The following is a 21,833-nucleotide window of genomic DNA, read 5'->3' as shown; positions in this document are numbered from 1 at the left end:
ACAAGGCTAACGTGGGTTGCGGCCCGACGGGCTGCGATCATTGTGACGTCTGGAAATGAGGACTCATTCCCGCGACCTGCCGTGACGGTTTGTCTTCAAATGGAACGGCGGCTCTTGAAGCCCCTCAAGCCCCCCACTAAGACTCGCATAGTCCCCGATCGGTGAGCATCGGCAAACTCCAGCAGGCAGGCCTTCTATGACAGATCCTTTTGAAACCTACATGAACACGCTCGTGCCGATGGTGGTCGAACAGACCAGCCGCGGCGAACGCGCCTACGATATCTTTTCGCGGCTTCTCAAGGAACGGATCATCTTTGTGTCCGGTCCTGTGCACGACGGCATGTCCAGCCTGATTGTCGCGCAGCTTCTGCATCTCGAAGCCGAGAATCCCAAGAAGGAGATCTCAATGTATATCAACTCCCCCGGTGGTGTCGTGACCTCGGGGCTGTCGATCTACGATACGATGCAGTACATCAAGCCCAAGGTCTCGACCCTCGTGATCGGGCAGGCGGCCTCGATGGGATCGCTGCTTTTGACGGCGGGGGAAAAGGGCATGCGGTTTTCCCTGCCCAATAGCCGGATCATGGTCCACCAGCCCTCGGGCGGCTACCAGGGCCAGGCGACGGACATCATGATTCACGCCGAAGAGACGCTGAAGCTGAAACGGCGGCTTAACGAAATATATGTAAAACATACCGGACAAACGCTGAAGAAGGTCGAAGATGCGCTGGAGCGGGACAACTTCATGTCGCCCGAGGACGCCAAGGATTGGGGTCTGATCGACGAGATCGTCGAGAATCGCGCAAAGGCCGAGGATGGCGATGGCGACAGCTGAGCGCGGTACGCGAATTAGAGATTGAGGTGCCCCCGCGCCTGTCCTAAGCTGACGATAACGCGATGAGGGGATCGTGCTTTGACCGGTTACCGGTTGCGGGTCGAGCCCCCCTGAGACCTAAAGAGACGAAGTAAGGCGTGCGGCGCCGAAAGGTATCGAATGGCGAACAATTCCGGCAGCGACAGCAAGAATACGCTCTATTGCAGCTTTTGCGGCAAGAGCCAGCACGAGGTTCGCAAGCTCATCGCCGGACCGACCGTGTTCATCTGCGACGAATGCGTCGAGCTGTGCATGGACATCATCCGCGAGGAAACCAAGAGCGCCGGGCTCAAGTCGACCGACGGAGTGCCGGCGCCTCGCGAGATTTGCGACGTGCTCGATGACTACGTGATCGGGCAGTCGACCGCCAAAAGGGTTCTTTCGGTGGCCGTGCACAACCACTACAAGCGCCTGAACCATTCCGGCAAGAACGACATCGAACTGCAGAAGTCGAACATCCTGCTGATTGGCCCCACGGGCTGTGGCAAGACGCTTCTGGCGCAGACGTTGGCCCGGATCCTGGACGTGCCGTTCACCATGGCCGACGCGACCACGCTGACCGAAGCGGGGTATGTGGGCGAGGATGTCGAAAATATCATCCTGAAGCTGCTGCAGGCCTCGGAGTACAATGTCGAGAGGGCGCAGCGCGGTATCGTGTATATCGACGAGGTCGACAAGATCACGCGCAAGTCGGAAAATCCCTCGATCACCCGCGACGTGTCGGGCGAGGGCGTTCAGCAGGCCCTTTTGAAGCTGATGGAAGGCACAGTGGCGGCGGTGCCGCCGCAGGGCGGCCGCAAGCATCCCCAGCAGGAATTCTTGCAGGTGGACACCACGAACATCCTTTTCATCTGCGGTGGCGCTTTTGCCGGTCTGGACAAGATCATCGCGCAGCGCGGTAAGGGCTCGGCCATGGGCTTTGGCGCGGATGTGCGGGACGTGGACGAGCGCAACGTGGGCGAGGTCTTCAAGGATCTGGAGCCGGAGGATCTGCTCAAGTTCGGTCTGATCCCGGAATTCGTCGGTCGTCTGCCGGTGATCGCAACGCTGGAGGACCTGGACGAGGATGCGCTTGTCACCATCCTGACCCAGCCGAAGAACGCGCTCGTCAAGCAGTACCAGCGTCTTTTCGAGCTGGAGGATGCGCAGCTGACCTTTACCGAGGATGCGTTGAGCGCGATCGCAAAGCGGGCCATCGAACGCAAGACCGGCGCACGCGGCCTGCGTTCGATCCTAGAGGACATCCTGCTCGATACGATGTTCGAGCTGCCCGGAATGGACGGCGTTGAAGAGGTTGTCGTGAACGAAGAAGCGGTCACGTCGGATGCCGCGCCCCTTATGGTACATACGGAATCCAAGAAAGAGGGCACGAGCGCCGGCTGAGGCGCGACAAACCCCGGATATCAGGCCCGCGCACCGAGATGACGCGGGCCTTTTCTTTTGCACCCGAACCAACCGGTTTCCGCGCATTTTGCCCGGACCACTGGACCTTGCTGGCGAACTGCGTCATATCGGAACCAGGCTTTGACGGAGGCGATCCCATGGGCATTCTCAATTCGCTGCTGCGCGCGGTTACCTGGTGGAATGGCGCCACGCTGAACACGTTGATCCACACCCGCCGCAAGGGGGTGAAGGTGGGCGAGGACGATCAGGGCAACATCTTTTATCAGACCAACGACGGCAAGCGCCGCTGGGTGATCTTCAACGGTGAAGCCGAAGCGAGCCGCGTGAGCCCCGACTGGCACGGCTGGTTGCACCACACATACGCCGCGCCCCCGACCGAAGCGCCGCTCAAGCGGAAATCGTGGGAAAAGCCGCACGAGGAAAACCGGACGGGGACGGCACTTGCCTATGCGCCCGCGGGCTCCATCCGGCGCGAACGACCTGCCGAGCGCCGCGATTACGAGGCGTGGACGCCCGAATAACCCCCTGAACGCGAGGGCCATCATGGCATCCGAGAATATGACTGAGGTCGCCGTGGGCGGCGTGGTTCTTGCCATTGCGGCGGGCTTCATGATCTATGCCGGGCAGATCACCGGCTTTTCCGGTGCGCCGTCGGAATATCCGTTGACGGCCAGTTTTCGCAGCGCTGACGGCGTGTCCGTGGGCACCGATGTGCGATTGGCGGGCGTCAAGGTGGGCCGCGTGACGGACCTGACGCTTGACCCGCAAACTTACCGGGCCAAGGCGACGATTTCGGTGCGGGATGATATCGAGGTACCGGACGACAGCGCGCTTTCCATCAGCTCGGAAGGTCTCTTGGGCGGGAATTTCGTGGAAATCCTGCCGGGTGGATCGCCGTTCTATTTTGCCGCGGGCGATGAGATCGAATTCACCCAAGGTTCCGTCAGCCTGATCGCCCTTCTCACGAAATTCGTGGCAGGCGGCGAGGAGGATGCGTCGGAATGATGTGGCGCGCGGCCGCCGTGATGGGATTGGCGTGCTTTGCCTTTCCGCTTGGCGCGCAGGAGCAGGCCGAGATCGGGACCGGGGCGGTCTTGCGGTGGCTTGACAGAACGGCGGGCGAGACCGGTGATGTCGAAGTGTCCAACGCCTCGGCGGTCGCCATTGGAAAGCTGCGGGTGGAACTGGGCGAATGCCGGTACCCGGCGGGCAACCCGTCCGGCGATGCCTTTGCGTTTCTGACAGTGCATCCCGAGGAGGGCGCGCGGCCGATCTATTCGGGATGGATGATTGCGTCATCTCCGGCGCTCAACCCGCTGGAGCATCCGCGCTACGATATCTGGGTCTTGCGCTGCACCACAGGGTGAGGCGGCTGCAGAAGCCGGTGCGCGTCGATTTGCGCCGGCACCTGAAGGGCCAGAGCCAGTTCTTTGCGATATCTTTCACGGCTGATTTCGATCGCGCCGAGACGCGCCAGATGCGGCGTCAGGAACTGCGTATCAAATAAAACGAATCCGCAGCGCCGAAGATGCGCGACAAGATGCGCAAGCGCCCGTTTGGATCCGTCGGTATGGTTTGAAAACATGCTTTCGCCGAAGAACGCACCGCCAAGCGCCACGCCGTAGACCCCCCCGGCGAGCGCGCCATCCTCTTCCCAGACCTCGAGCGAATGGGCGTGTCCGTCGAGATGCAAAGCGCTGTAAAGCGCGCGGATTTCATCATTGATCCAGGTTTCTTCGCGGTCGGCGCAGGCATCGACAACGGTGTCGAAGGCGGTATCGAGCGAGATGGAGTAGCGGGCTTGCCGGATGCGACGCGCCAGGGAGCGCGAGATGTGGAAGGCGTCGAGCGGCAGAACGCCGCGCTGGCGCGGATCGACCCAGAAAAGTTCGGGATTATCGCGCGACTCAGCCATGGGGAAAATGCCTGCGGCGTAGGCCCGCAAGAGCATCTCAGGTCCCAGACTGTCCCCCTCACCGGTCATGGGTGTACCTTGGCTCCTTGCCCTTTACGCAACACCCACACGCTAGGCACATTGCGGGGCAAAGCAAGGACCGTGTGAGATGTCCGGCCGGTTCAGTCGCGCAGATTGGTTTCCAGCCAATGCTCCAGCCAGTGGATGTTGTAGCTGCCCGACTGGATGTCGGGTTCCTGCAGCAGCGCGTGAAAGAGGGGCACGGTTGTGTCGACACCGTCCACGATCAGTTCGCCCAGAGCGCGGTTGAGACGCGACAGGGCACTTTTCCTGTCCCTGCCGTGCACGATCAGCTTGCCAATGAGCGAGTCGTAATAGGGCGGGATCGTGTAGCCGTCGTAGAGCGCCGAATCCATCCGCACACCAAGCCCGCCGGGCGCATGAAACTGGGTGATCCGGCCCGGACGCGGCGAAAACTCGGGCAGTTTCTCGGCGTTGATTCTGACCTCGATCGCGTGTCCGTTAATCACAAGATCTTCCTGAATGAAGGACATCGGCAACCCTTCGGCGACGCGGATCTGCTCCTGTACCAGATCGACGCCGAAGATGGCTTCCGTCACCGGATGCTCCACCTGAAGGCGGGTGTTCATCTCGATGAAATAGAATTCTCCGTTCTCGTAGAGGAATTCAATCGTGCCCGCGCCGGTATAGTTGATCTTGGCGACGGCGTCGGCGCAGATCTTGCCGATGCGCTCACGCTCTTCTTCTGTGATGCACGGGCCGGGGGCCTCTTCGAACACCTTCTGGTGACGGCGCTGCAGCGAACAGTCACGTTCCCCGAGATGCACCGCGCGACCCTTGCCGTCTCCAAAGACCTGGATTTCGATATGGCGCGGCGTGGTCAGGTATTTCTCGATATAGACCTCGTCATTGCCGAAGGCGGCCTTGGCCTCGGATCGGGCCGTGAGGAAGGCGCGCTCGATCTCGGCGGCGCTTTGCGCCACCTTCATGCCGCGCCCGCCACCGCCTGCGGTGGCCTTGACGATCACCGGATAGCCGATGTCGTCGCAAAGCTTTCTGGCGGCGGCAAGGTCGGGCACGCCCCCTTCGGAGCCGGGCACGCAGGGCACGCCGAGGGCCTTCATCGTATCCTTGGCGGTGATCTTGTCGCCCATCACCCGGATATGTTCCGCAGTCGGTCCGATAAAGGTCAGACCATGATCCTCGACGATCTGCACGAAATTGGCGTTCTCGGACAGAAAGCCGTAGCCGGGATGGATCGCCTGCGCGCCCGTGACCTCGCAGGCCGCGATGATTGACGGGATTGAAAGATAGCTGTCGGTGCCGGGTGGCGGGCCGATACACACCGATTCATCGGCCATGCGGACATGCATCGCATCGGCGTCCGCGGTGGAATGCACTGCGACTGTGGCGATGCCCATCTCGCGCGCGGCCCGGATCACGCGCAGCGCGATTTCTCCGCGGTTGGCCACTAGGATCTTGTCGAACATGGGTCCGGCCTATTCGATGATCATCAGCGGGGCACCGTATTCCACGGCCGCGCCATCCTCGACGAGGATGCGCTTTATGGTGCCGGCACGCGGGGCGGGGATGTGGTTCATCGTCTTCATCGCCTCGACGATCAGAAGCGTGTCGCCTTCTGCCACGCGGTCGCCGACGCTGACGAAGGAGGGCGCACCCGGTTCGGCCTGCATGTAGACGGTGCCGACCATGGGCGAAGTCACGGCCCCGGGGTGGCTGGCGGGGTCTTCTGCAACGGATGGCTCTGCCGGGCTGCTTGCCGGGGTCGACACAGGGGCGGCAGATGCTGTGGCGGCGGGGGCAGGGGCCGCGACCTGACTGATGATCTTGGTCTTGCGGCTGACGCGGACCTGGAGGGTGTCGTTGTCGTCGTAATCGCGCTTCACCTCCAACTCGGTCAGGTCGTTCTCGTTGAGAAGCTCGGCCAATGCCTTGATAAAGGCGACATCGTCCTCGTGGGTCTTTTTGGGCATCCGTTTCCTCGAACCTTGTGGGGCGCGCCGTTCCCGCGGCGGCATCGGATTGGGCAGCTTATAGGGGATGCGCGCCGCCAAGAAAAGCGGCCATCGCGGTGTTTTGCCGCGCAAAGTGAGGACCGGGTCGCCGAGAGGTCGGGAAAAACCTGCGCACGTGGTAGAACGCCGGAACCCGGCCGGTTGCGAGGGCACGATCTTCTCGCGTTACTGGTCGGAGGCGGGGCGCCTCGCGCGCGGCACGTTTGATATGCGCGGAATATCTGCGCTTGCTTACTCGCTGTCGTCGTCGCTACCGGCCTGCGCCATGAGCCTGTCGGCCTTCTTGCGCACCAGCACCGTGCGAAGGTCGTGCATGGCCAGCAGGAGCGCATCGGTGACGGCCTCAAGCTGCTCGTCGGTGGCTTTGGACTGTGCCCAGTGCGTTGTGGTGTTGAGATAGTCGACCGCGCGGTGAATGTCGTCGATGTCGCGCGCTGCAAGCAGCTCGATCCGCTCTTCCATCCACGCTTTGATATGCGCCAGATCCTCGGCCGAAAGTTCCCGGTCGCCATGCGGCTTGATCTGACCATTGCGGATATTGACGACCGCGATCTGGTCCATGTCGATCCGCCGCTGCCGGTTTTCCGTATCGACACGGAACACGAACGCGCCGTTGTCGCGGACACGGAAGTAGTAATTAGGGAGTTCGCCCGACATGCAGTCCTCGGTTGGCTTTCCGCCGAAAGTTTAGCAGCGGCCCTTTTGCCTCGCCAGAGCGGAGGTGCAAAACCCTGAGCCTATTGCAGATTTGCGTCGATCACCGTCTCGATCTCATTCTCGGTGACATAACCGTCGCGGTCGAGGTCCCAATCGCGCATTTCCAGAAGGTGGCGCAGGGCGGCCCGCGATCCGCGCGTGGAGCGTCGACAAACTCAGGCGCCGCCTGTCAGGGACGAAGGTCTTCATCTGGCTGACGTAATAGGCTTTATCCGGTCAGCGTCCGCAGTGAAGACCTTGGTGATGTGCGGATCGATCGTGATCGAGGCCGGATCGATCCTGTCCTGTGCGGCAACCGGAGTCGTGGCCAGCGTGATCAGAAGCATCTACCGTTTCATGTCAGAGTCCGGCAGAACCGTGCGATCCGCGCGCAGGCCTCTTTCAGGGCCGCGTCCGACGTGGCGTAGCTGACGCGGAAATAGGGCGACAGGCCAAAGGCCGCGCCATTCACCGCCGCGACGCCGGTTTCAGACAGAAGCGCGGTGACGAATGCTTCGTCACTGTCGATCACCGCGCCGCCCGCGCTGGTCTTGCCGATGAGCCCCGCGATCGACGGGTAGACATAGAATGCGCCTTCGGGCGTCGGGCAGGTGATGCCCTCGATCTCGTTGAGCCTTTCGACCACCAGATCACGGCGGCGCACGAAGATCTCGTTATGGCGGGGCAGGAAATCCTGCGGGCCGTTCAGGGCCTCGACCGCCGCCCATTGGCTGATCGAGCAGGGGTTGGAGGTGGATTGCGACTGTACCTTGCGCATGCCGCCGATCAGCACCTCGGGGCCGGCCGCGTAGCCGATGCGCCAGCCGGTCATGGCGTAGGCCTTGGAAACGCCGTTGCAGGTGAGGGTGCGGTCGTAGAGCCCCGGTTCGACCTGCGCGGGGGTGCAGAAGCGGAAGTCGTCATAGGCGAGGTGTTCGTACATGTCGTCGGTCAGCACCCAGACGTGAGGGTGGCGCATCAGCACATCGGTGAGCGCCTTCAGTTCGTCCCAGCTGTAGCCCGCCCCGGTGGGATTGGACGGCGAGTTGAAGATGAACCAGCGGGTCTTGTCTGTGATTGCCGCCTCGAGCGCCTCTGCCCCGAGCTTGAAGCCGTCATCGAGACGCGTTTCCACGAAAACCGGTTCTCCCCCGGCAAGCCTGACCATGTCGGGGTAGCTTACCCAATAGGGCGCGGGGATGATCACCTCGTCGCCGGGATTGAGGGTGGCCATCAGGGCGTTGTAGAGATTTTGCTTGCCGCCTGATCCGACGCTGACCTGAGCAGGCGTATATTCCAGCCCGTTGTCTCGTTTCAATTTCGCGCAGACCGCCTGTTTCAGTTCCGGGATGCCGTCCGCGGCCGTGTAGCGGGTGCGGCCCTCTTCGATTGCGCGAATCCCTGCGGCGCGGATGTTTTCGGGCGTGTCGAAATCCGGTTCTCCGGCGCTCAGACCGATCACGTCCTGACCCGCCGCCTTCATCTCCAGCGCCAGCGCCGAGATCGCCATGGTCGGCGACGGTTTGACGCGAGAGAGTGTCGCTGCAAGAGGGTTCATGACGCGCTCCGTGTGGTTTTTACCGTTTCGACTCCTATGTTACAGCCCACGCAGGTACAACATGAATACCAAAGGCCCCGAGGCCGGGAAGGACAGTATGAACGCCCCGAGTACAGACGACTGGTTCGACCCCGACGCCACGACATTCGGCGACCGGATTGCTGGTGCGCGCGATGCCGCCGGCATGTCACAAAAAGATCTGGCCCGCAGGCTTGGCGTCAAGCTCAAGACCCTGAAGGCATGGGAAGACGATCTGAGTGAGCCGCGCGCCAACAAGCTTTCGATGCTGGCCGGGCTGCTGAATGTGACGCTGCCCTGGTTGCTGACCGGGCAGGGGGACGGACCCGACGCGCCGGCCGACGCCGTAATGTCCGCCGATGCGATCAAGATGCTGAACGAATTGCGCGAACTGCGTTCGCAGCTGGCCAACACGACAGAGCGCATGGCGCGGCTAGAGAAAAGCTTGCGGGTGCACCTGGTGGAGCGTGGGGTTGACTGAAGCAACCTCGGAGACCCGGGAGACACGCCTGCGGAGATTGCGCATGCGGTCGATGCGGCGTGGCACCAAGGAGATGGATATCATCCTGATCCGGTTCTCCGACGCGCGCCTGCAGGCCTTGTCCTCTGCCGAACTTGATATTTACGAGGCGCTGCTGGAGGAAAACGATCAGGATCTCTATCAGTGGGTCAGCGGACAGGAGCGGGCGCCGGACCGGTTCACAGCCTTGGTCGATGACATCATTGCGGTCGCGTGCCGGTAAAATGGCTCGCATTTTAAGCGCTATTGCCCTCATTTAACTGATTATTCGGCAATTTCCCCGAAAAACGTCCCGAGCAGTATCGCACGGAGACGAGAATGAGTTTTCAAAAAAATATCCTGCCGACGTCGGATGCCGGCGGTTTTATGGACGGTTATCTTGACGCTTTGTCATTGGTGGAACGTCTGCACCGCCTGCTACTCGACGTGATCAAGGACGAGTTTGAACGGGTTGGCGTGATCGATATCAACGCCGTTCAGGCGCTCTTGTTGTTCAATGTCGGGGATAACGAGGTCACCGCGGGCGAGTTGAAGACGCGCGGCTACTACCAGGGCAGCAACGTGAGCTACAACCTCAAGAAGCTGGTCGAAATGGGGTACATGCATCATCAGCGCTGCGAGATCGACCGACGGTCGGTGCGCGTGCGGCTGACCGAGAAAGGGCGCAAGATCCGCGACATCGTCTCGGGTCTGTTCGAGCGGCACGCGGAGGGCCTCGAAGCCAAGGGGGTTCTGGGCCATGACGGGATCGACCAGATCACCGCGTCTTTGCGCCGGGTGGAACGGTACTGGACCGACCAGATCCGCTATATCTACTGAGGCGTGCCATAGCTGCCGGCAAGACCCGGCAGGCGCAGCTCGCGGATCAGCTTGCGCCGCATGGCGCGGGCGAAATCCTTGTAATCCCGGGCGGTTTCGGCAAAGGCATCGGGCCCGCGGATCACGTGGCTGCGAAAATACTGTTCAAGCGTTTCGACATTGGCGAGGTCCTTGGTGGTGTTTGCCCGACCCTGTGGACCGACGACAAGCGCGTTGACGGTGATGTCGTCGAGATCCGGGCCGCCAAGATCCCTGGGATGCATGCCGAGATTGCCGGGGCCGTCGCCCGAGATATCCATCACCTTTCGCCAGCACGGTTGCGCCGAAAGACTGCGCGCACCAAAGCGCAGGGCGGCAGAAAGGGCGGTCGAGCCTTCGCGCGCCGAAGGCGCCGTGATGGTTTCGAGCCGCGCCGCAAGACGAACCAGATCCTCATTGTCTTGAATATCCGTCCACTCGACCAGAATCCGCTGATCCCGCAGCCCGCTCCATTCATAGATCATCAGGCGCACGGGCGCCTGCGGCAGGGCAAGAAAAGCCGAGATGACGGCCGGATCGCGCAGGGCCGTCACGATGCCTGAAAGCTGCAGCCGGTATTCCGTCGGGTCGACCGACCCGGATACATCCAGACCAAGCGCCAGCGCCTGCCGGCATTCGGGCAGCGCCTTGACCGGCCAGAGCAGTAGGAAAATCGCTGCAAGATGGCGGATCATCCGTGCGGATCGCGGCGGGGCGCCGAACCGAGGATAATGTCATTGACCTCGCGGTAGAGTTTGCGCGTCATCGCCTCTCGGAACTCCTCGAAACCGTTGGCGACAACAAGGAACGCGCCGGGACCGTGCAATACCTCGCTGCCGTAGAAACTTAGGACAGAGGGCTGATCGCCAAGGATCACAAGCCCGTTCACGGTGACACCGGAAAGGGGGAAATGCCGATAGGCCTCGGCCGGCCCGTAGCGGTAGTTGTTCACCCCGTCGCCGGAAACGTCGATCACCTGTCGCGCGCAGTTCGGTCCGCGTTGCAAAAGCTGCGCGGCATAGCCAAGGGCGGGCCCCATGGATGTCGGGAAATCATCGTGGCTGCGCTGCATCTTCAGCAGGCTGGCCACCGCCGCATTGATCGCGGCGGGACTGTCCAGAACGGTCCAGTCGAGTTGAATTTTATGCTGGTAGAAGCCGCTCCATTCATAGACGGCAAGGGCAACGTGGCCCGGCGCGCCTTCGAGGATCGCGTGCCGGACTTCTGTTGCGTTCAACGCGGCGGCGAGCCCCAGTCTTTGCAGATCGTATTCGCGGGCATCGACCGAAGAGGACACATCCAGCGCCAGCACCAGCGCCAGACGGCAAGCCGACTGGGCCATCGCCGCGCCCCCCCAGAGAAGCGCGGCCAATGTCGCGAAAACCCTTACCAATGGCCTGTGTTTTCCATGCTGTTCCACGGCTCGGCTTCGGGAAGGGCATCCCCCTCTTGCAGCAATTCGATCGAGATATTGTCGGGGCTGCGCACGAACGCCATGTGGCCGTCGCGCGGCGGGCGGTTGATGGTCACGCCGTTGTCCATCAGGTGCTGGCACATGTCGTAGATGTTGGGCACGCGGTAGGCGAGGTGTCCGAAATGCCGGCTGTCGTCGGGCAGCGCGTCGTCGCCATCCCAGTTATACGTCAGCTCGATGGGGCATTCTTCCTGTCCGGGCGGTGCCATGAATACGAGCGTGAAACGCCCGCCGTCGCTATCCATCCGGCGCGTCTCTTTGAGGCCGAGCAGTTCGTAGAACGCCATGGATTTTTCCAGATCCTTCACGCGGACCATGGTGTGCAGGTACTTGAGGCCCATCTTGCCCTCCGTTGTTTCGAGATACTGCACAGCTAGCGGACCTATGCCGCCTGTCCAGCGGGGGAGGCGTGCAGGATATCAGAATTCGGAGCGGATCCCGAGGCTGATCGAACTTTCATCGACATCGAACCGGCTGATGTTCGAGCGGCTTTTCTCGGCACGGACGGAAAGCGTCGGCACGAAGCCCAGATAGCTCCAGTCGCTGAAGGTTGCCGTTACGCCCCCGAAGATCGAGTCGTCCACGCGCCCGCCGGGAACCGGAAACACCACGCTGTAGCGGTCGTAGTCCACGACGCTCTGACCGACCGAGAGGCTGAGCCGGGCCGGCCCGATCTCGCGGCCCATCGTGTAGCTTACGATCCCGGTCCACTGCACCGACGAGCTGTTGATGCCGTTGCTGTCGACCTCGCGCATGTTGATATAGGCGCCCAATTGGCCGCCTGAGCCGAGGGTATAGCTGAGCTGCGCGAAGGCGTCGTAAAGCGTGGCATCGTTTTTCGGAAAGGTTTCGTCCTGCTGACGTTCGATCCCGCCGCCGAAGCTGAGCCGTAGCGTTTCGGTCAGCTTCTGATGGCGTTTCAGCCCGATGCGCGCGTAGTCGTAAAGCGGATCGGTCCCGTACCAGACCCGCCCGCCGGTGGCGTCGACCTGCCACGCGCCGTCCCGGCGACCGCCAGAGAATGTATGAGAAATGCCCGCCTCTATCCGGGCCGAGGACAGGTCCCGGCTGCTCAGGCCCGCGACCGCGTTGTTGAACCGCACTTGACGTGTGTAGGCGCGGCCGGTCAGGCGCGTCATGCTGTTCTCGGTTTCGGCAATCCGATAGCTCAGTTGCAGATCCGTGGTTGCGACGGTGCCGGCAATGGCCTGCGCCGATGCGCTGAGCTGTCCGACAAGCGGAGAGCCGTCAATGATGTTGTAAGGGCTGTTGGCCCCGTTGTTGACGTTGTCCGACGGCGAAACGGAAAATTTCAGGTTGAAGTTCAGAGGGTTGCGCGCGCGAACTGTCTGAAAGGCCCGGATCGTCTCGGCGCGTTCCCCTTCGTCCGGCGCGTGATGTGCTGCCCGTCGCAGCCAGAGTTGCGACAGGGTGAGGCGTTCGTCCTTATAGGCCATGACCGATGCCAGCTGCGCCGCATCATATTTCTGAATGGGCGAGTTCGCCGTGTAATAGGCGCGGCGCGCGGATTTCCTTGAAAAACCGTAGGCCTCGACCTGAGCGAAGGCGAGGGCTTGTGTGTAATGCGCCCGGCCATCGCGCGGATTGGCCTTTAAAACGCCCTCGGACAGTTGATAGGCCAGCTTGGGGCGCTTTTGGTGCAGCGCCTGCACGGCCATCATCTGAGCCTCGTCGACGGTCAGTCGAACGGCGTCAGCCGGGGCTTGTGGCACCCCGGCTGTCGGCGCAAGGATAAGCGCCAGGGCCAGAAGCCCTTTTCGTTTAGGGGTTCGTGCTGGCACAGCCGACGGTGTCTTCCACTGGCTGACCGCACTGGTCCAGAACGAAGACGCCGACCTCTTCTTCGCCGGATAGTCCGTAGATATCGCCGGGTCCATCGAACTGTTCGAGATAAACGTTTCCGGCCACGGCGGAGGCGTCCGTTCCGCCGAAGATGCCGCCGTAATCGCCGATGTCGATACCGATCACGCTGGTCGTGATTAACGCATCGGTCTGATCATATTCGACTTCACCGATGAAAGTGCCGTCATCGTTAATCGGCGTACCGATCAGGACAATAGAGGGCAGGATGAGCGGCCGCCCGCCGGAGGTCTGCGCGATCAGGCCGGTCGACGGGTTAATGAGGCGACGGTTGTAAATGTTGCCTTCGACCACGTTGTCGGCGAAATCGGCATTGATGAAGATGCTTGCGTCGACGATGCCGGCCTGTCCCGGTCGCAGTTCGTTGGCTGTACCGGCGGGCACGGGGGCCAGATCGTCAAGGCTGCCTGGCCCGTCGTCCCGGAAACCGATATTCACAAGGCCGACATAGCTGCCGGAATAGCTGACCAGACCAGAGCTTGGCGAGACAACCGGCGGCGTGAACTCTCCGTCGCGTTCGTAATAGCCGCCACCAAAATACCGGTTGCGCGGGTTGGGTGAGATGGTGACACCAGCGCGCGTGTCCGAGCCGTTCGCGGCCTCGCGCGCGAAGGCTGTGTTGTGGCGGTCCAACGGATCGTCCTGGGCCGTGAAGGCCTGATAGCCGCCACGGTCGAACGCGGGCCGGCGACGGTAGGTCGCGATGAACGGCACCTCATCGAGGCTGACGCCTTCGACGGTGAGGGTTTGTGTGGCCGGGTCGAACTCCAGGCGGGCCAGGTCTCTTGCGAGAGACGAGGGGATGCCTGCGTCGGTGAGCGGATTTTCCTCGTCGCCGGGCGGGTCACCGCCGGTGTCTTCTTCCGCCGGGGGTTGGGGATCGGCTTCGAAAGGATTCGAGCCGCTTCCGCATGCCAGCAAGAACGCCGGCAGCACAAGTGATGCCACGAAACGGTTCATGATGAGTACTGCCCTCAATATGTGTCGTTTTTTGTCTTTTGCCTGAGAGTCAGAGGTTTAAAGAGCAAAGTCAATCATTTCCTGCGGGTGAAAATCAGGAAAAAGGGCGCCTGTTGCGCCCGCGCGCCTACTTGATCTTGATGTTTGATGGGGTGGCGTCCGCAAGATATAGTCGAAAGCGACTCGCTTTAGTTGTCAGCCCGATTTCGTCCGCAACAACCCGGTGCTCCGATGAAACAATATCACGACGCCCTGCGCCATATTCTTGAAACCGGCACGCCGTCGAGCGACCGCACGGGAACCGGGACGCTGTCGTGCTTCGGGATGCAGGCGCGGTATCCTCTCTCGGACGGGTTTCCACTTGTCACGACGAAAAAGCTGCATCTGCGTTCGATCATTCACGAGCTTTTGTGGTTTCTGTCCGGCGATACGAATATCGGTTATCTGAAGGAGAACGGCGTTTCGATCTGGGACGAATGGGCGGATGAGAACGGCGATCTCGGGCCGGTTTACGGGCACCAATGGCGCCGCTTTCCGGCGCTTGAGGCGACGGAGGACCCGGCACTTTATCGCCGCCAGGAAATCGACCAGATTGCCGGTCTTGTAGAACAAATCCGAACCAGTCCCGACAGTCGCCGCCTTATCGTGTCGGCATGGAACCCGGGAGATGTGCCCGAAATGGCCTTGCCGCCCTGTCATACGCTCTGGCAGGTCCGGATCATCGGGAACAAGCTTCATCTGCAACTTTACCAGCGGTCGGCGGACATGTTTCTTGGCGTGCCGTTCAACATCGCCTCTTACGCGTTGCTGCTGGTGATGCTGGCGCATGTGACGGGTTACGAACCGGGTGATTTCGTGCATACGATGGGCGACGCCCATATTTATTCCAATCACTTGGAGCAGGTCGAATTGCAACTCTCGCGCACGCCCAAGCCGCTGCCCAACCTGCGCATCGTCCGGGATGTGCCATCGATCTTCGACTTCCGGTTCGAGGATTTCGAGATCACCGGATATGAGCCGGATCCACATATCAAAGCGCCGGTGGCGGTCTGATGATTTCGCTCGTCGTCGCCCGCGACCGCAATGGCGCCATCGGCAAGGATGGTGACATCCCTTGGCATGCGCCCGAAGATCTTGCTTTTTTTCAGCGCGAAACGCTCGGCTCTGCGCTGATCATGGGGCGGCGGACCTGGGAAAGCCTGCCGGTCAGGCCGCTTGGTCGTCGCCTCAACATCGTGGTGTCCTCGGGGCATGTCGATGGCCCGCACCACGTCGTACCGTCGGTCGAGGCCGCAATCGAGAGCGCGATTTCAGCAGGGTATGCCCGCATTTCCGGCATCGGCGGCTTCGGGATTTTCGAAGCGCTTCTGCCGATGTCGCAGCGCATGCTGATCACCGAAGTCGACCTGGCTGTCGAGGGGGCGGATACCTGGTTTCCTGAGTTCGACGAAGGTGACTGGCAGGTCACGACGCGCATTCCCCTGCGTGCGGACGCGCCGCGATGCGAGCTGCGCGAATGGATGCGGAAGACCTGATGCGCGTCATGGCATTATCCCGGGATTGGAACCAATTGTTTCCGGCGTAAAAAATTGACAGGCATCCGGGCATCTATACCATAACGTGCACAACGATTTTGGGCTGTATTTACTTTTTTTGCGAGGATCATATGCGCATCACCTCATACATCGCCGCCGCGTTGACTGTGGCCGTTCTCGGCGGGCCGGCCATGGCTGAAGGGCCAAAGGTTTATGCCTATCCCTCCAAGCACAATTACTGTCCGCAAGGATTGCAGCCGGTCACGATTTCCGGGGTCATCTGTTGTGGGACGCCGAACCAAAGCATGACGTACCAGCAGGTGAAAGCGCATCCACTGCCGAAAAAGCGGCATTACCACTCGTCCCGCGCGCGCAGTGTCGGGACGTGCCGCGAGGGTGAAAAGGGCTGTTACTGACCTCAGGCGGGCCTGTCTTATTCAGGCCGGACGCCCGGCCTGAATTGTACCATCGCCTCGCAAGCGCTGTCAGAGCAGTTTGAGATCCGCCGCCATCTGTCGACCGTCGCGGCCCTCTTGCAGGTCGTAGCCGACCTTCTGGTTGTCGGCGAGGCCGGTGAGACCTGACCTTTCGACCTGGCTAATATGGACAAACACGTCCTTGCCGCCCTCATCGGGGGCGATGAACCCATAACCTTTGGTGGTATTGAACCATTTCACGGTGCCGGTTGGCATGCCGCTTCTCCTTCTGTCTTGTGTCGCCCGGGACACCCCGGGATGCCAACGCTTCGGCCCGCGAGAAAGGTTGGCTTTCGAGACGACAGAAGCGCTTGCAAAAAAATGATTGCACTCGCCTTGCAAAAAGCAAGTGAAACCCGATGACGCGGGTGGTCAACTTCTGTAGACCGGTGAAAAACTGGGCATGCGATAATGACCCTCTATGGTCTGAAAACCTGCGATACCTGCCGCAAGGCGCTGAAATCCCTCGATAAGGTGGAGTTTCGGGACATCCGGTCGGATGGTATTCCACCCGACGTGCTGAAATCCGCCTATGCCGCTTTGGGTGATGAGCTTGTCAATCGGCGCTCGACCACATGGCGGGGCCTTTCGCACGACGCGCGGGCAGCCGATCCGCTGACGCTTCTTGCCGAGCACCCCACCCTGATGAAGCGCCCGCTGATCACCGATGGTACGCGGTTCTTCCTGGGATGGGGCAAGGACGTTCAGGCGGACTTGATGCGTTAGGCGGCCACACGACCGCCGAAAGCCCGGTCAAGGGAGAGCGGCCCCGCGCCCTTAATCACGAGTACCAGAAGCAGGAAGACCCACAGGGCCCGCTGATCGAGGATGATCCCGTCCGGCGCCTTGTCGAACCATGCACCAAGCGTGCCTTGTTCTATTCCGTTATGACCGAACAGATCGGTGAGCGACTGCACTGCGACAAACCCGATCATGCCAAGCGCGGCCAGCCGGCAGGCCATTCCGACGACGATGAGCAGCGGCAGAATGAACTCTGCCCAGGTGCCAAAGGTGACAACGGCCCAATGGTAGACCCCAAGCTGGCTGGTATCGTAGACGACCGCTTCCATCGTCTTGGGAAAGATCTGTGCATAAGCCCCGACAGACGGCTGCCACAGGCCCGAGATGCCGTCGCCCAGCTTGGTCAGGCCGGACGCCCAGAAGTAATGAAGCAGGATCGCGGCAAAGAGAAACCGGGCCAGAGTGGGCAGGAGCCAGTCCGCTCGGTCCAGCGCGGTGGAAATCGATTTGTATCGTGAAATCAGGGAGTTCAAAGGATATCTCCTGGAATGATCTGGTGTATCGCCTGGCCTTGGAGCAAAAGACCAAGCGCGGCGGTCAGGTCGAACGGCGCGTCTGCGGCACTCTCTGCCTCGGCAAGTGTTGCCCCGCTCTGCAACGCGCTGAGAAAGGCGCAGGTCGGTGTGTCGATGACTGCCATTTCAGGGTCGAAGGCGGGGCGCGTGATGAGCACGTTCTGCGCCTCTTGTCCGGGCGGTGGCGCGTCATCGGTCATGTGAAAGGCCCAGATCGCGTGCACCGGCCAATCCGAACGCAATAGGCGGAGCGCCGGGGCGAGATCGAACCGCATGTTGGCAAGGGCTTCCGGTGCCAAGCCGGCCAGCTCTCCGGGGTCGGCCGGCGCGGCGTCAGAGGCGTGATAGGCTTCGCGCCGGGTCTGTTCCAACCGGGCGAGATCGGCGACTTGCGGTAGGTGATCTAGCCGCATCTGTTGCTGCAGGAAGGCCGGAAAGGACGCGCCGTAATACATCATCATCGGCGTATCCGGTGGGAACTTTCGCACGTAAAGGCTTGCGACGGAAAGGAATTCCTCGGGCCCAAGAAGCTTGGCCGTGGCCGGGAACGAGGTTTCAATCGCGGTGATCAGACCTGCGACGACATTGTTGCGGTAGACCGAGAAGCGGCGCCCCGCGGGACGGCCTTGCCCGTCTTTCAAGCCCTCGGGCACGGCGGCGAGAGGATCGAGCACGGCGGCGCGGAAGCTATCCTGCCGCACGCTCATGCCGCGACGCCCTGTCTGTGGCGGGCGAGGGCCGTTTCGGCCCGCGCGGCTTCGGCGGCGAGGGTGGCCCAATCGGGCACATCGGTATCCCATTCGATCAGCAGTGGACGCGCACCGGACCGGGCAAGGGTATACTCCAAAAGCGACCAGACCGGATCCGCGACCTCGCGCCCATGGCTATCGATCAAAAGCGGCGCGCCGTGGTCATCCTCATCTTCGTCGTGACCACCAAGATGAAATTCCTCAACCTTATCAATGGGAAACGTGTCGATATACATGTGCGCATCTATGGCCAGATTGGTTGCGGAGACGAACACGTTGTTCACGTCGAGCAGCAAACCACAGCCGGTCCGTTGGGCCAGTTCCGCAAGGAAATCGGGCTCTGACCATGTGCTTTCGGCGAAAGCGAGGTAGCTGGACGGATTTTCCAGCAGCATGTGACGGCCAAGTGTGGTTTGGACCTCGTCGATATGTTCGGCCACACGGCGGAGCGTCTCGGTTGTGTAGGGCAGCGGCAGGAGGTCGTTGAGAAACGCGCTGTCATGCGTCGACCAGGCAAGATGCTCGGAAAAGCTTGCGGGTTGCAGCCAGTCACAGAGCGTCTTGAGGCGGGCAAGGTGGTTGGGGTCAAGCGGACCTTCGCCGCCGATACTCAGGCCTACGCCATGCACGGACATCGGAAAACGCTCGGCCAGATGGCGCAGTTGCGCCAGCGGTCTGCCGCCATCGCCCATGTAATTTTCCGCATGTATTTCAAGCCATTGAACGGGATCCGGGTCTGTCGTCAGATCGGGAAAATGCTGTGGCTTGTAGCCGACGCCGGGACCGTTCGGCAGAGCGTTCTGAGGCATGGCGGCACCTTTCGTCTTGGTTGCGGGGCGCGGGGTAACGGCGCGCGCCCCGCCAGTTCGTCACGCCTGCGGCAGGTCGCGGTCCAGCGGTTCCAGGCTACCGGTGCGGTCGCCGGGCAGGTCGATTTCGGTGCAGGTGCCCTTGTCGACGAGGGTCCAAGCGTTGCCCTGGTAGTCGACCGTGGAGGTGCCGGCGCAGGTGGTGCCGGCGCCGGCGGCGCAGTCGTTTTCCCCTGCAAGCGAGATGCCGTAGCATTTTTCTTTCTCGGCGGCCTGAGCAGCCGTGGTGGTGTGCGCGGCGAGCGCGGCCGTGACGGCCGAGGCAATTGCGGCGGTTTTCACAAGGTTAGACAAGGGTTTACTCCTCCCTCTTGAGGTTTTGCAATAAGACGCCGTACCCGGTTGGTCCGGGCGGCGATACCCAACGCTATCGCCGGTCGCGCCCAAAGCGTACTCACGAGTGCGTCAGACACGCGCACGTCAACCCCCCGCGCGCCTGTACGCAGGGGGTAACGCATTCTTAATAAACGGAAAATCGCCAGCCTGCCGCCAGTCTTGTACAAATTGTTACAAGCCTGACGGCCCGGTTTGTACAAAATGTTACAACAAATCCGGGGGCGTTGCGTCCTTGGCAAGCGCAACTGTTACATCGGCGAGCGTTTCGACCTTGGTCTGCTTTTCCCCCAGACGCCGGACGGACACGGTCTTTTCCTCGACCTCGCGCAGACCGCAGGCGAGAATGACCGGCACCTTGCCGACGGAGTGTTCGCGGACCTTGTAGTTGATCTTCTCGTTGCGGATATCGGCCTCGGCCCGGACGCCGGCGGACTGCAGCGTTTTGACGACTTCATGCACATACGCATCCGCCTCGGACACGATGGAGGCGACGACGACCTGGCGGGGGGCGAGCCAGAAGGACAGCTTGCCTTCCCAGTTCTCGATCAGAATGCCGATGAAGCGTTCAAATGAGCCAAGGCAGGCGCGGTGGAGCATATAGGGGCGATGCTTGGCGCCGTCGGCGGCGATATAGGTGGCATCGAGCCGTTCGGGCAGGTTGGGATCGACCTGAAACGTGCCGCATTGCCAAACCCGGCCGATGGCGTCGGTGAGGTAAAAGTCGAGCTTCGGCCCGTAAAAGGCGCCATCGCCCGGTTCCAGCGTGTAGTCGCGGCCCACAGCCTTGATCGCGTTTTCCAGCGCGCCCTCGACATAGTCCCAGCTTTCATCGGTGCCAACGCGCTTTTCAGGGCGGGTGGCAAACTTGATCTCGAAATTGTCGAACCCAAGCTCGCGATAGACATTCGCGGTGAAGTCGATGAAGCGGGCGCATTCGTCCTGAATCTGCTCTTCGGTGCAAAAAATATGCGCATCATCCTGCGTGAAGCCGCGCACGCGCATGATGCCGTGCAGCGCGCCCGACGGTTCGAACCGCGCGCAAGAGCCGAATTCGGCCAGCCGCAGGGGCAGGTCGCGGTAGGATTTGAGGCCCTGGTTGAAGACCTGGACGTGGCAGGGACAGTTCATGGGCTTCAGCGCGTTGATGCGTGTCTGCTCCTTGTTCTTGACGGTGGCGTCGTCATCCTCGCCGTCGCGGGACTCGTCTACCTCCACCAGGAACATGTGGTGCTGGTACTTGTCCCAATGGCCGGATTTTTCCCACAGTTTGCGGTCGACGACCTGGGGGGTGTTGATCTCGTTATAGCCGCCCGCGCGTTGCTTGCGGCGCATGTAATCCTGCAGGGTGGTGTAGATCGTCCAGCCGTTGGGGTGCCAGAAGACCTGGCCGGGGGCCTCTTCCTGCATGTGGAAAAGGTTCATCTCGCGGCCGAGCTTGCGGTGGTCGCGCTTCTCGGCCTCCTCAAGAAAGTTGAGATAGGCCTTCAGCTTTTCTTTGCCGGTGAAGGCGACGCCATAGATCCGCTGCAGCATCTGGCGGCTGCTGTCGCCGCGCCAATAGGCGCCGGCGATGGACATGAGCTTGAACGCATCCGCCGGGACCTGGCCGGTGTGCTGAAGGTGCGGGCCACGGCAGAGGTCCTGCCAGTCGCCGTGCCAATACATGCGCAGCGGCTCATCGCCTGGAATGGCGTCAATGAGTTCGACCTTGTAGGGCTCGTCATTGTCTTTGTAGTGCTGGATTGCGCGGTCGCGGTCCCAGACCTCGGTGCGGACGGGGTCGCGCAGATTGATGATCTCGCGCATCTTCTTTTCAATGGCGCCAAGGTCCTCGGGCGTGAAGGGCTCGGCCCGGTCGAAATCGTAGTACCAGCCGTTCTGGACGACCGGGCCGATGGTGACCTTGGTGTCGGGCCAGATTTCCTGCACGGCGCGGGCCATGATATGGGCGAGGTCGTGACGCACCAGTTCGTTTGCGGCGTCTTCTTCTTTCATCGTGTTGATGGCGATTTTCGCGTCGCGCTCGATGGGCCACTGAAGGTCCCAATGCTGGCCGTCGATATGGGCCGAGATGGCCTTTTTCGCCAGGGAATTGGAAATGTCAGCGGCGACCTCGGCGGGGGTGATTCCCGCCGCATAGTCGCGTGCGTTGCCATCGGGAAAGGTCAGGGAGATCTGGGCCATATCTGGCTTCCTCGTCGGTTTGGCGCCCACGGAACGCCCGGTTGCGGGTATTTTGTGCAGCCGCGTTTTGGCCCTCTGCCCGGCGCAAGTCAAGTGAAAGGCCGCGCCACGGGGGCGACGCGTGCCGACAAGAGGCCAAGGCGCGACAAGCACTTAGCCGGTTTCGGGGCGAAT

At 61.5% G+C, this 21,833-nt stretch carries 29 protein-coding genes; 12 read left to right on the top strand and 17 right to left on the bottom strand.

What is annotated here, in order from left to right; all coding sequences use genetic code 11:
* The first annotated feature begins 196 nt into the window (after positions 1-196).
* From EZV60_RS07105 to EZV60_RS07085, 5 genes are all read left to right on the top strand, one after another.
* Positions 197-835: an ATP-dependent Clp protease proteolytic subunit gene (locus EZV60_RS07105; protein WP_135503734.1), complete on the top strand. Its 639-nt coding sequence runs from the start codon at positions 197-199 to the stop codon at positions 833-835.
* A 159-nt stretch (positions 836-994) separates the two neighbouring features.
* Complete coding sequence (gene clpX / locus EZV60_RS07100) at positions 995-2,257, top strand: ATP-dependent Clp protease ATP-binding subunit ClpX (RefSeq protein WP_135503732.1); 1,263 nt, start codon at positions 995-997, stop codon at positions 2,255-2,257.
* A gap of 158 nt (positions 2,258-2,415) precedes the next feature.
* Complete coding sequence (locus EZV60_RS07095; protein WP_135503730.1) at positions 2,416-2,799, top strand: NADH:ubiquinone oxidoreductase subunit NDUFA12; 384 nt, start codon at positions 2,416-2,418, stop codon at positions 2,797-2,799.
* A 22-nt stretch (positions 2,800-2,821) separates the two neighbouring features.
* Positions 2,822-3,283: an outer membrane lipid asymmetry maintenance protein MlaD gene (gene mlaD / locus EZV60_RS07090; protein WP_135503728.1), complete on the top strand. Its 462-nt coding sequence runs from the start codon at positions 2,822-2,824 to the stop codon at positions 3,281-3,283.
* On the top strand, positions 3,280-3,645 hold the full coding sequence (locus EZV60_RS07085; protein WP_135503726.1) for a DUF2155 domain-containing protein: 366 nt from the start codon (positions 3,280-3,282) through the stop codon (positions 3,643-3,645). The genes mlaD and EZV60_RS07085 overlap by 4 nt, the downstream gene beginning before the upstream one ends.
* Here EZV60_RS07085 and aat read toward each other — a convergent pair.
* The 6 genes from aat to EZV60_RS07060 form a co-directional block, all read right to left on the bottom strand.
* Positions 3,609-4,262: a leucyl/phenylalanyl-tRNA--protein transferase gene (aat, locus tag EZV60_RS07080; RefSeq protein ID WP_135503724.1), complete on the bottom strand. Its 654-nt coding sequence runs from the start codon at positions 4,260-4,262 to the stop codon at positions 3,609-3,611. The two genes, EZV60_RS07085 and aat, sit on opposite strands and share 37 nt — an antisense overlap.
* A 92-nt stretch (positions 4,263-4,354) precedes the next feature.
* The gene (gene accC / locus EZV60_RS07075; protein ID WP_135503722.1) at positions 4,355-5,704 is read right to left on the bottom strand and encodes an acetyl-CoA carboxylase biotin carboxylase subunit; all 1,350 of its coding nucleotides are present in this window, start codon (positions 5,702-5,704) and stop codon (positions 4,355-4,357) included.
* Between the two features lie 9 nt (positions 5,705-5,713).
* Complete coding sequence (gene accB / locus EZV60_RS07070) at positions 5,714-6,208, bottom strand: acetyl-CoA carboxylase biotin carboxyl carrier protein (protein ID WP_135503720.1); 495 nt, start codon at positions 6,206-6,208, stop codon at positions 5,714-5,716.
* Between the two features lie 273 nt (positions 6,209-6,481).
* Positions 6,482-6,907, bottom strand: coding sequence for a hypothetical protein (locus EZV60_RS07065; RefSeq protein WP_135503718.1), 426 nt, complete (start codon positions 6,905-6,907; stop codon positions 6,482-6,484).
* A gap of 245 nt (positions 6,908-7,152) precedes the next feature.
* Positions 7,153-7,293, bottom strand: coding sequence for a hypothetical protein (locus EZV60_RS19050; protein ID WP_167853478.1), 141 nt, complete (start codon positions 7,291-7,293; stop codon positions 7,153-7,155).
* Between the two features lie 8 nt (positions 7,294-7,301).
* Positions 7,302-8,504: a pyridoxal phosphate-dependent aminotransferase gene (locus tag EZV60_RS07060; RefSeq protein ID WP_135503716.1), complete on the bottom strand. Its 1,203-nt coding sequence runs from the start codon at positions 8,502-8,504 to the stop codon at positions 7,302-7,304.
* Between EZV60_RS07060 and EZV60_RS07055 the strand changes: the two genes are divergently transcribed.
* The 3 genes from EZV60_RS07055 to EZV60_RS07045 all read left to right on the top strand — a co-directional run bounded on the left by EZV60_RS07055 (position 8,503) and on the right by EZV60_RS07045 (position 9,861).
* Complete coding sequence (locus EZV60_RS07055; RefSeq protein WP_342588779.1) at positions 8,503-9,003, top strand: helix-turn-helix domain-containing protein; 501 nt, start codon at positions 8,503-8,505, stop codon at positions 9,001-9,003. The two genes, EZV60_RS07060 and EZV60_RS07055, sit on opposite strands and share 2 nt — an antisense overlap.
* A 43-nt stretch (positions 9,004-9,046) precedes the next feature.
* A complete protein-coding gene (locus EZV60_RS07050) occupies positions 9,047-9,265 on the top strand; it encodes an FAD assembly factor SdhE (protein ID WP_135503714.1) in 219 nt (72 codons plus the stop codon).
* 95 nt (positions 9,266-9,360) lie between these two features.
* Positions 9,361-9,861, top strand: coding sequence for a MarR family winged helix-turn-helix transcriptional regulator (locus EZV60_RS07045; RefSeq protein WP_135503712.1), 501 nt, complete (start codon positions 9,361-9,363; stop codon positions 9,859-9,861).
* Here the strand turns inward: EZV60_RS07045 and EZV60_RS07040 are convergent.
* The 5 genes from EZV60_RS07040 to EZV60_RS07020 all read right to left on the bottom strand — a co-directional run bounded on the left by EZV60_RS07040 (position 9,855) and on the right by EZV60_RS07020 (position 14,194).
* Positions 9,855-10,574, bottom strand: coding sequence for a DUF1194 domain-containing protein (locus EZV60_RS07040; RefSeq protein ID WP_135503709.1), 720 nt, complete (start codon positions 10,572-10,574; stop codon positions 9,855-9,857). The two genes, EZV60_RS07045 and EZV60_RS07040, sit on opposite strands and share 7 nt — an antisense overlap.
* A complete protein-coding gene (locus EZV60_RS07035; protein ID WP_135503707.1) occupies positions 10,571-11,221 on the bottom strand; it encodes a DUF1194 domain-containing protein in 651 nt (216 codons plus the stop codon). Before EZV60_RS07035 ends, EZV60_RS07040 begins: the two co-directional genes overlap by 4 nt.
* A 44-nt stretch (positions 11,222-11,265) precedes the next feature.
* Positions 11,266-11,694 carry a VOC family protein gene (locus EZV60_RS07030; protein ID WP_135503705.1) on the bottom strand — a complete coding sequence of 143 codons (429 nt, stop codon included), beginning with the start codon at positions 11,692-11,694 and terminating at the stop codon, positions 11,266-11,268.
* 78 nt (positions 11,695-11,772) lie between these two features.
* The gene (locus tag EZV60_RS07025; RefSeq protein ID WP_167853477.1) at positions 11,773-13,155 is read right to left on the bottom strand and encodes a porin family protein; all 1,383 of its coding nucleotides are present in this window, start codon (positions 13,153-13,155) and stop codon (positions 11,773-11,775) included.
* Positions 13,136-14,194, bottom strand: coding sequence for a thymidylate synthase (locus tag EZV60_RS07020; protein ID WP_135503701.1), 1,059 nt, complete (start codon positions 14,192-14,194; stop codon positions 13,136-13,138). The genes EZV60_RS07025 and EZV60_RS07020 overlap by 20 nt, the downstream gene beginning before the upstream one ends.
* Positions 14,195-14,425: 231 nt before the next feature.
* On the opposite strand from EZV60_RS07020, the gene EZV60_RS07015 reads away from it, so the two are divergent.
* The 3 genes from EZV60_RS07015 (at position 14,426) to EZV60_RS07005 (ending at position 16,145) form a co-directional block, all read left to right on the top strand.
* Positions 14,426-15,247: a thymidylate synthase gene (locus EZV60_RS07015; RefSeq protein WP_135503699.1), complete on the top strand. Its 822-nt coding sequence runs from the start codon at positions 14,426-14,428 to the stop codon at positions 15,245-15,247.
* Positions 15,247-15,729, top strand: coding sequence for a dihydrofolate reductase (locus EZV60_RS07010; protein ID WP_135503696.1), 483 nt, complete (start codon positions 15,247-15,249; stop codon positions 15,727-15,729). The genes EZV60_RS07015 and EZV60_RS07010 overlap by 1 nt, the downstream gene beginning before the upstream one ends.
* A gap of 131 nt (positions 15,730-15,860) precedes the next feature.
* Positions 15,861-16,145 carry a hypothetical protein gene (locus EZV60_RS07005; RefSeq protein ID WP_135503694.1) on the top strand — a complete coding sequence of 95 codons (285 nt, stop codon included), beginning with the start codon at positions 15,861-15,863 and terminating at the stop codon, positions 16,143-16,145.
* A 69-nt stretch (positions 16,146-16,214) separates the two neighbouring features.
* Here the strand turns inward: EZV60_RS07005 and EZV60_RS07000 are convergent, their stop codons facing one another.
* Positions 16,215-16,421 (bottom strand): cold-shock protein, encoded by a 207-nt coding sequence (locus EZV60_RS07000; protein WP_135503692.1) that lies wholly within the window; start codon positions 16,419-16,421, stop codon positions 16,215-16,217.
* A 195-nt stretch (positions 16,422-16,616) separates the two neighbouring features.
* On the opposite strand from EZV60_RS07000, the gene EZV60_RS06995 reads away from it, so the two are divergent.
* Entirely contained in the window at positions 16,617-16,931 is a 315-nt protein-coding gene (locus tag EZV60_RS06995; RefSeq protein ID WP_135503690.1) for an arsenate reductase family protein, read from the top strand.
* Here the strand turns inward: EZV60_RS06995 and EZV60_RS06990 are convergent.
* The 5 genes from EZV60_RS06990 to thrS all read right to left on the bottom strand — a co-directional run bounded on the left by EZV60_RS06990 (position 16,928) and on the right by thrS (position 21,659).
* Complete coding sequence (locus tag EZV60_RS06990) at positions 16,928-17,479, bottom strand: DoxX family membrane protein (RefSeq protein ID WP_167853476.1); 552 nt, start codon at positions 17,477-17,479, stop codon at positions 16,928-16,930. The genes EZV60_RS06995 and EZV60_RS06990 overlap by 4 nt on opposite strands.
* Positions 17,476-18,228, bottom strand: coding sequence for an HvfC/BufC family peptide modification chaperone (locus tag EZV60_RS06985; RefSeq protein ID WP_135503688.1), 753 nt, complete (start codon positions 18,226-18,228; stop codon positions 17,476-17,478). Before EZV60_RS06985 ends, EZV60_RS06990 begins: the two co-directional genes overlap by 4 nt.
* A complete protein-coding gene (gene bufB / locus EZV60_RS06980; protein WP_135503686.1) occupies positions 18,225-19,079 on the bottom strand; it encodes an MNIO family bufferin maturase in 855 nt (284 codons plus the stop codon). The genes EZV60_RS06985 and bufB overlap by 4 nt, the downstream gene beginning before the upstream one ends.
* Before the next feature lie 60 nt (positions 19,080-19,139).
* A complete protein-coding gene (locus EZV60_RS06975) occupies positions 19,140-19,433 on the bottom strand; it encodes a BufA1 family periplasmic bufferin-type metallophore (protein WP_135503684.1) in 294 nt (97 codons plus the stop codon).
* Between the two features lie 246 nt (positions 19,434-19,679).
* Positions 19,680-21,659 carry a threonine--tRNA ligase gene (thrS, locus tag EZV60_RS06970; RefSeq protein ID WP_135503682.1) on the bottom strand — a complete coding sequence of 660 codons (1,980 nt, stop codon included), beginning with the start codon at positions 21,657-21,659 and terminating at the stop codon, positions 19,680-19,682.
* Between the last annotated feature and the right edge of the window lie 174 nt (positions 21,660-21,833).

It is taken from the genome of Roseovarius aestuariivivens, assembly GCF_004761875.1.
Classification (GTDB): Bacteria; Pseudomonadota; Alphaproteobacteria; order Rhodobacterales; family Rhodobacteraceae; genus Roseovarius; species Roseovarius aestuariivivens.
The sequence above is the reverse complement of the archived record's forward strand: the minus strand, read 5'-3'. Positions and strand labels throughout refer to the sequence as shown.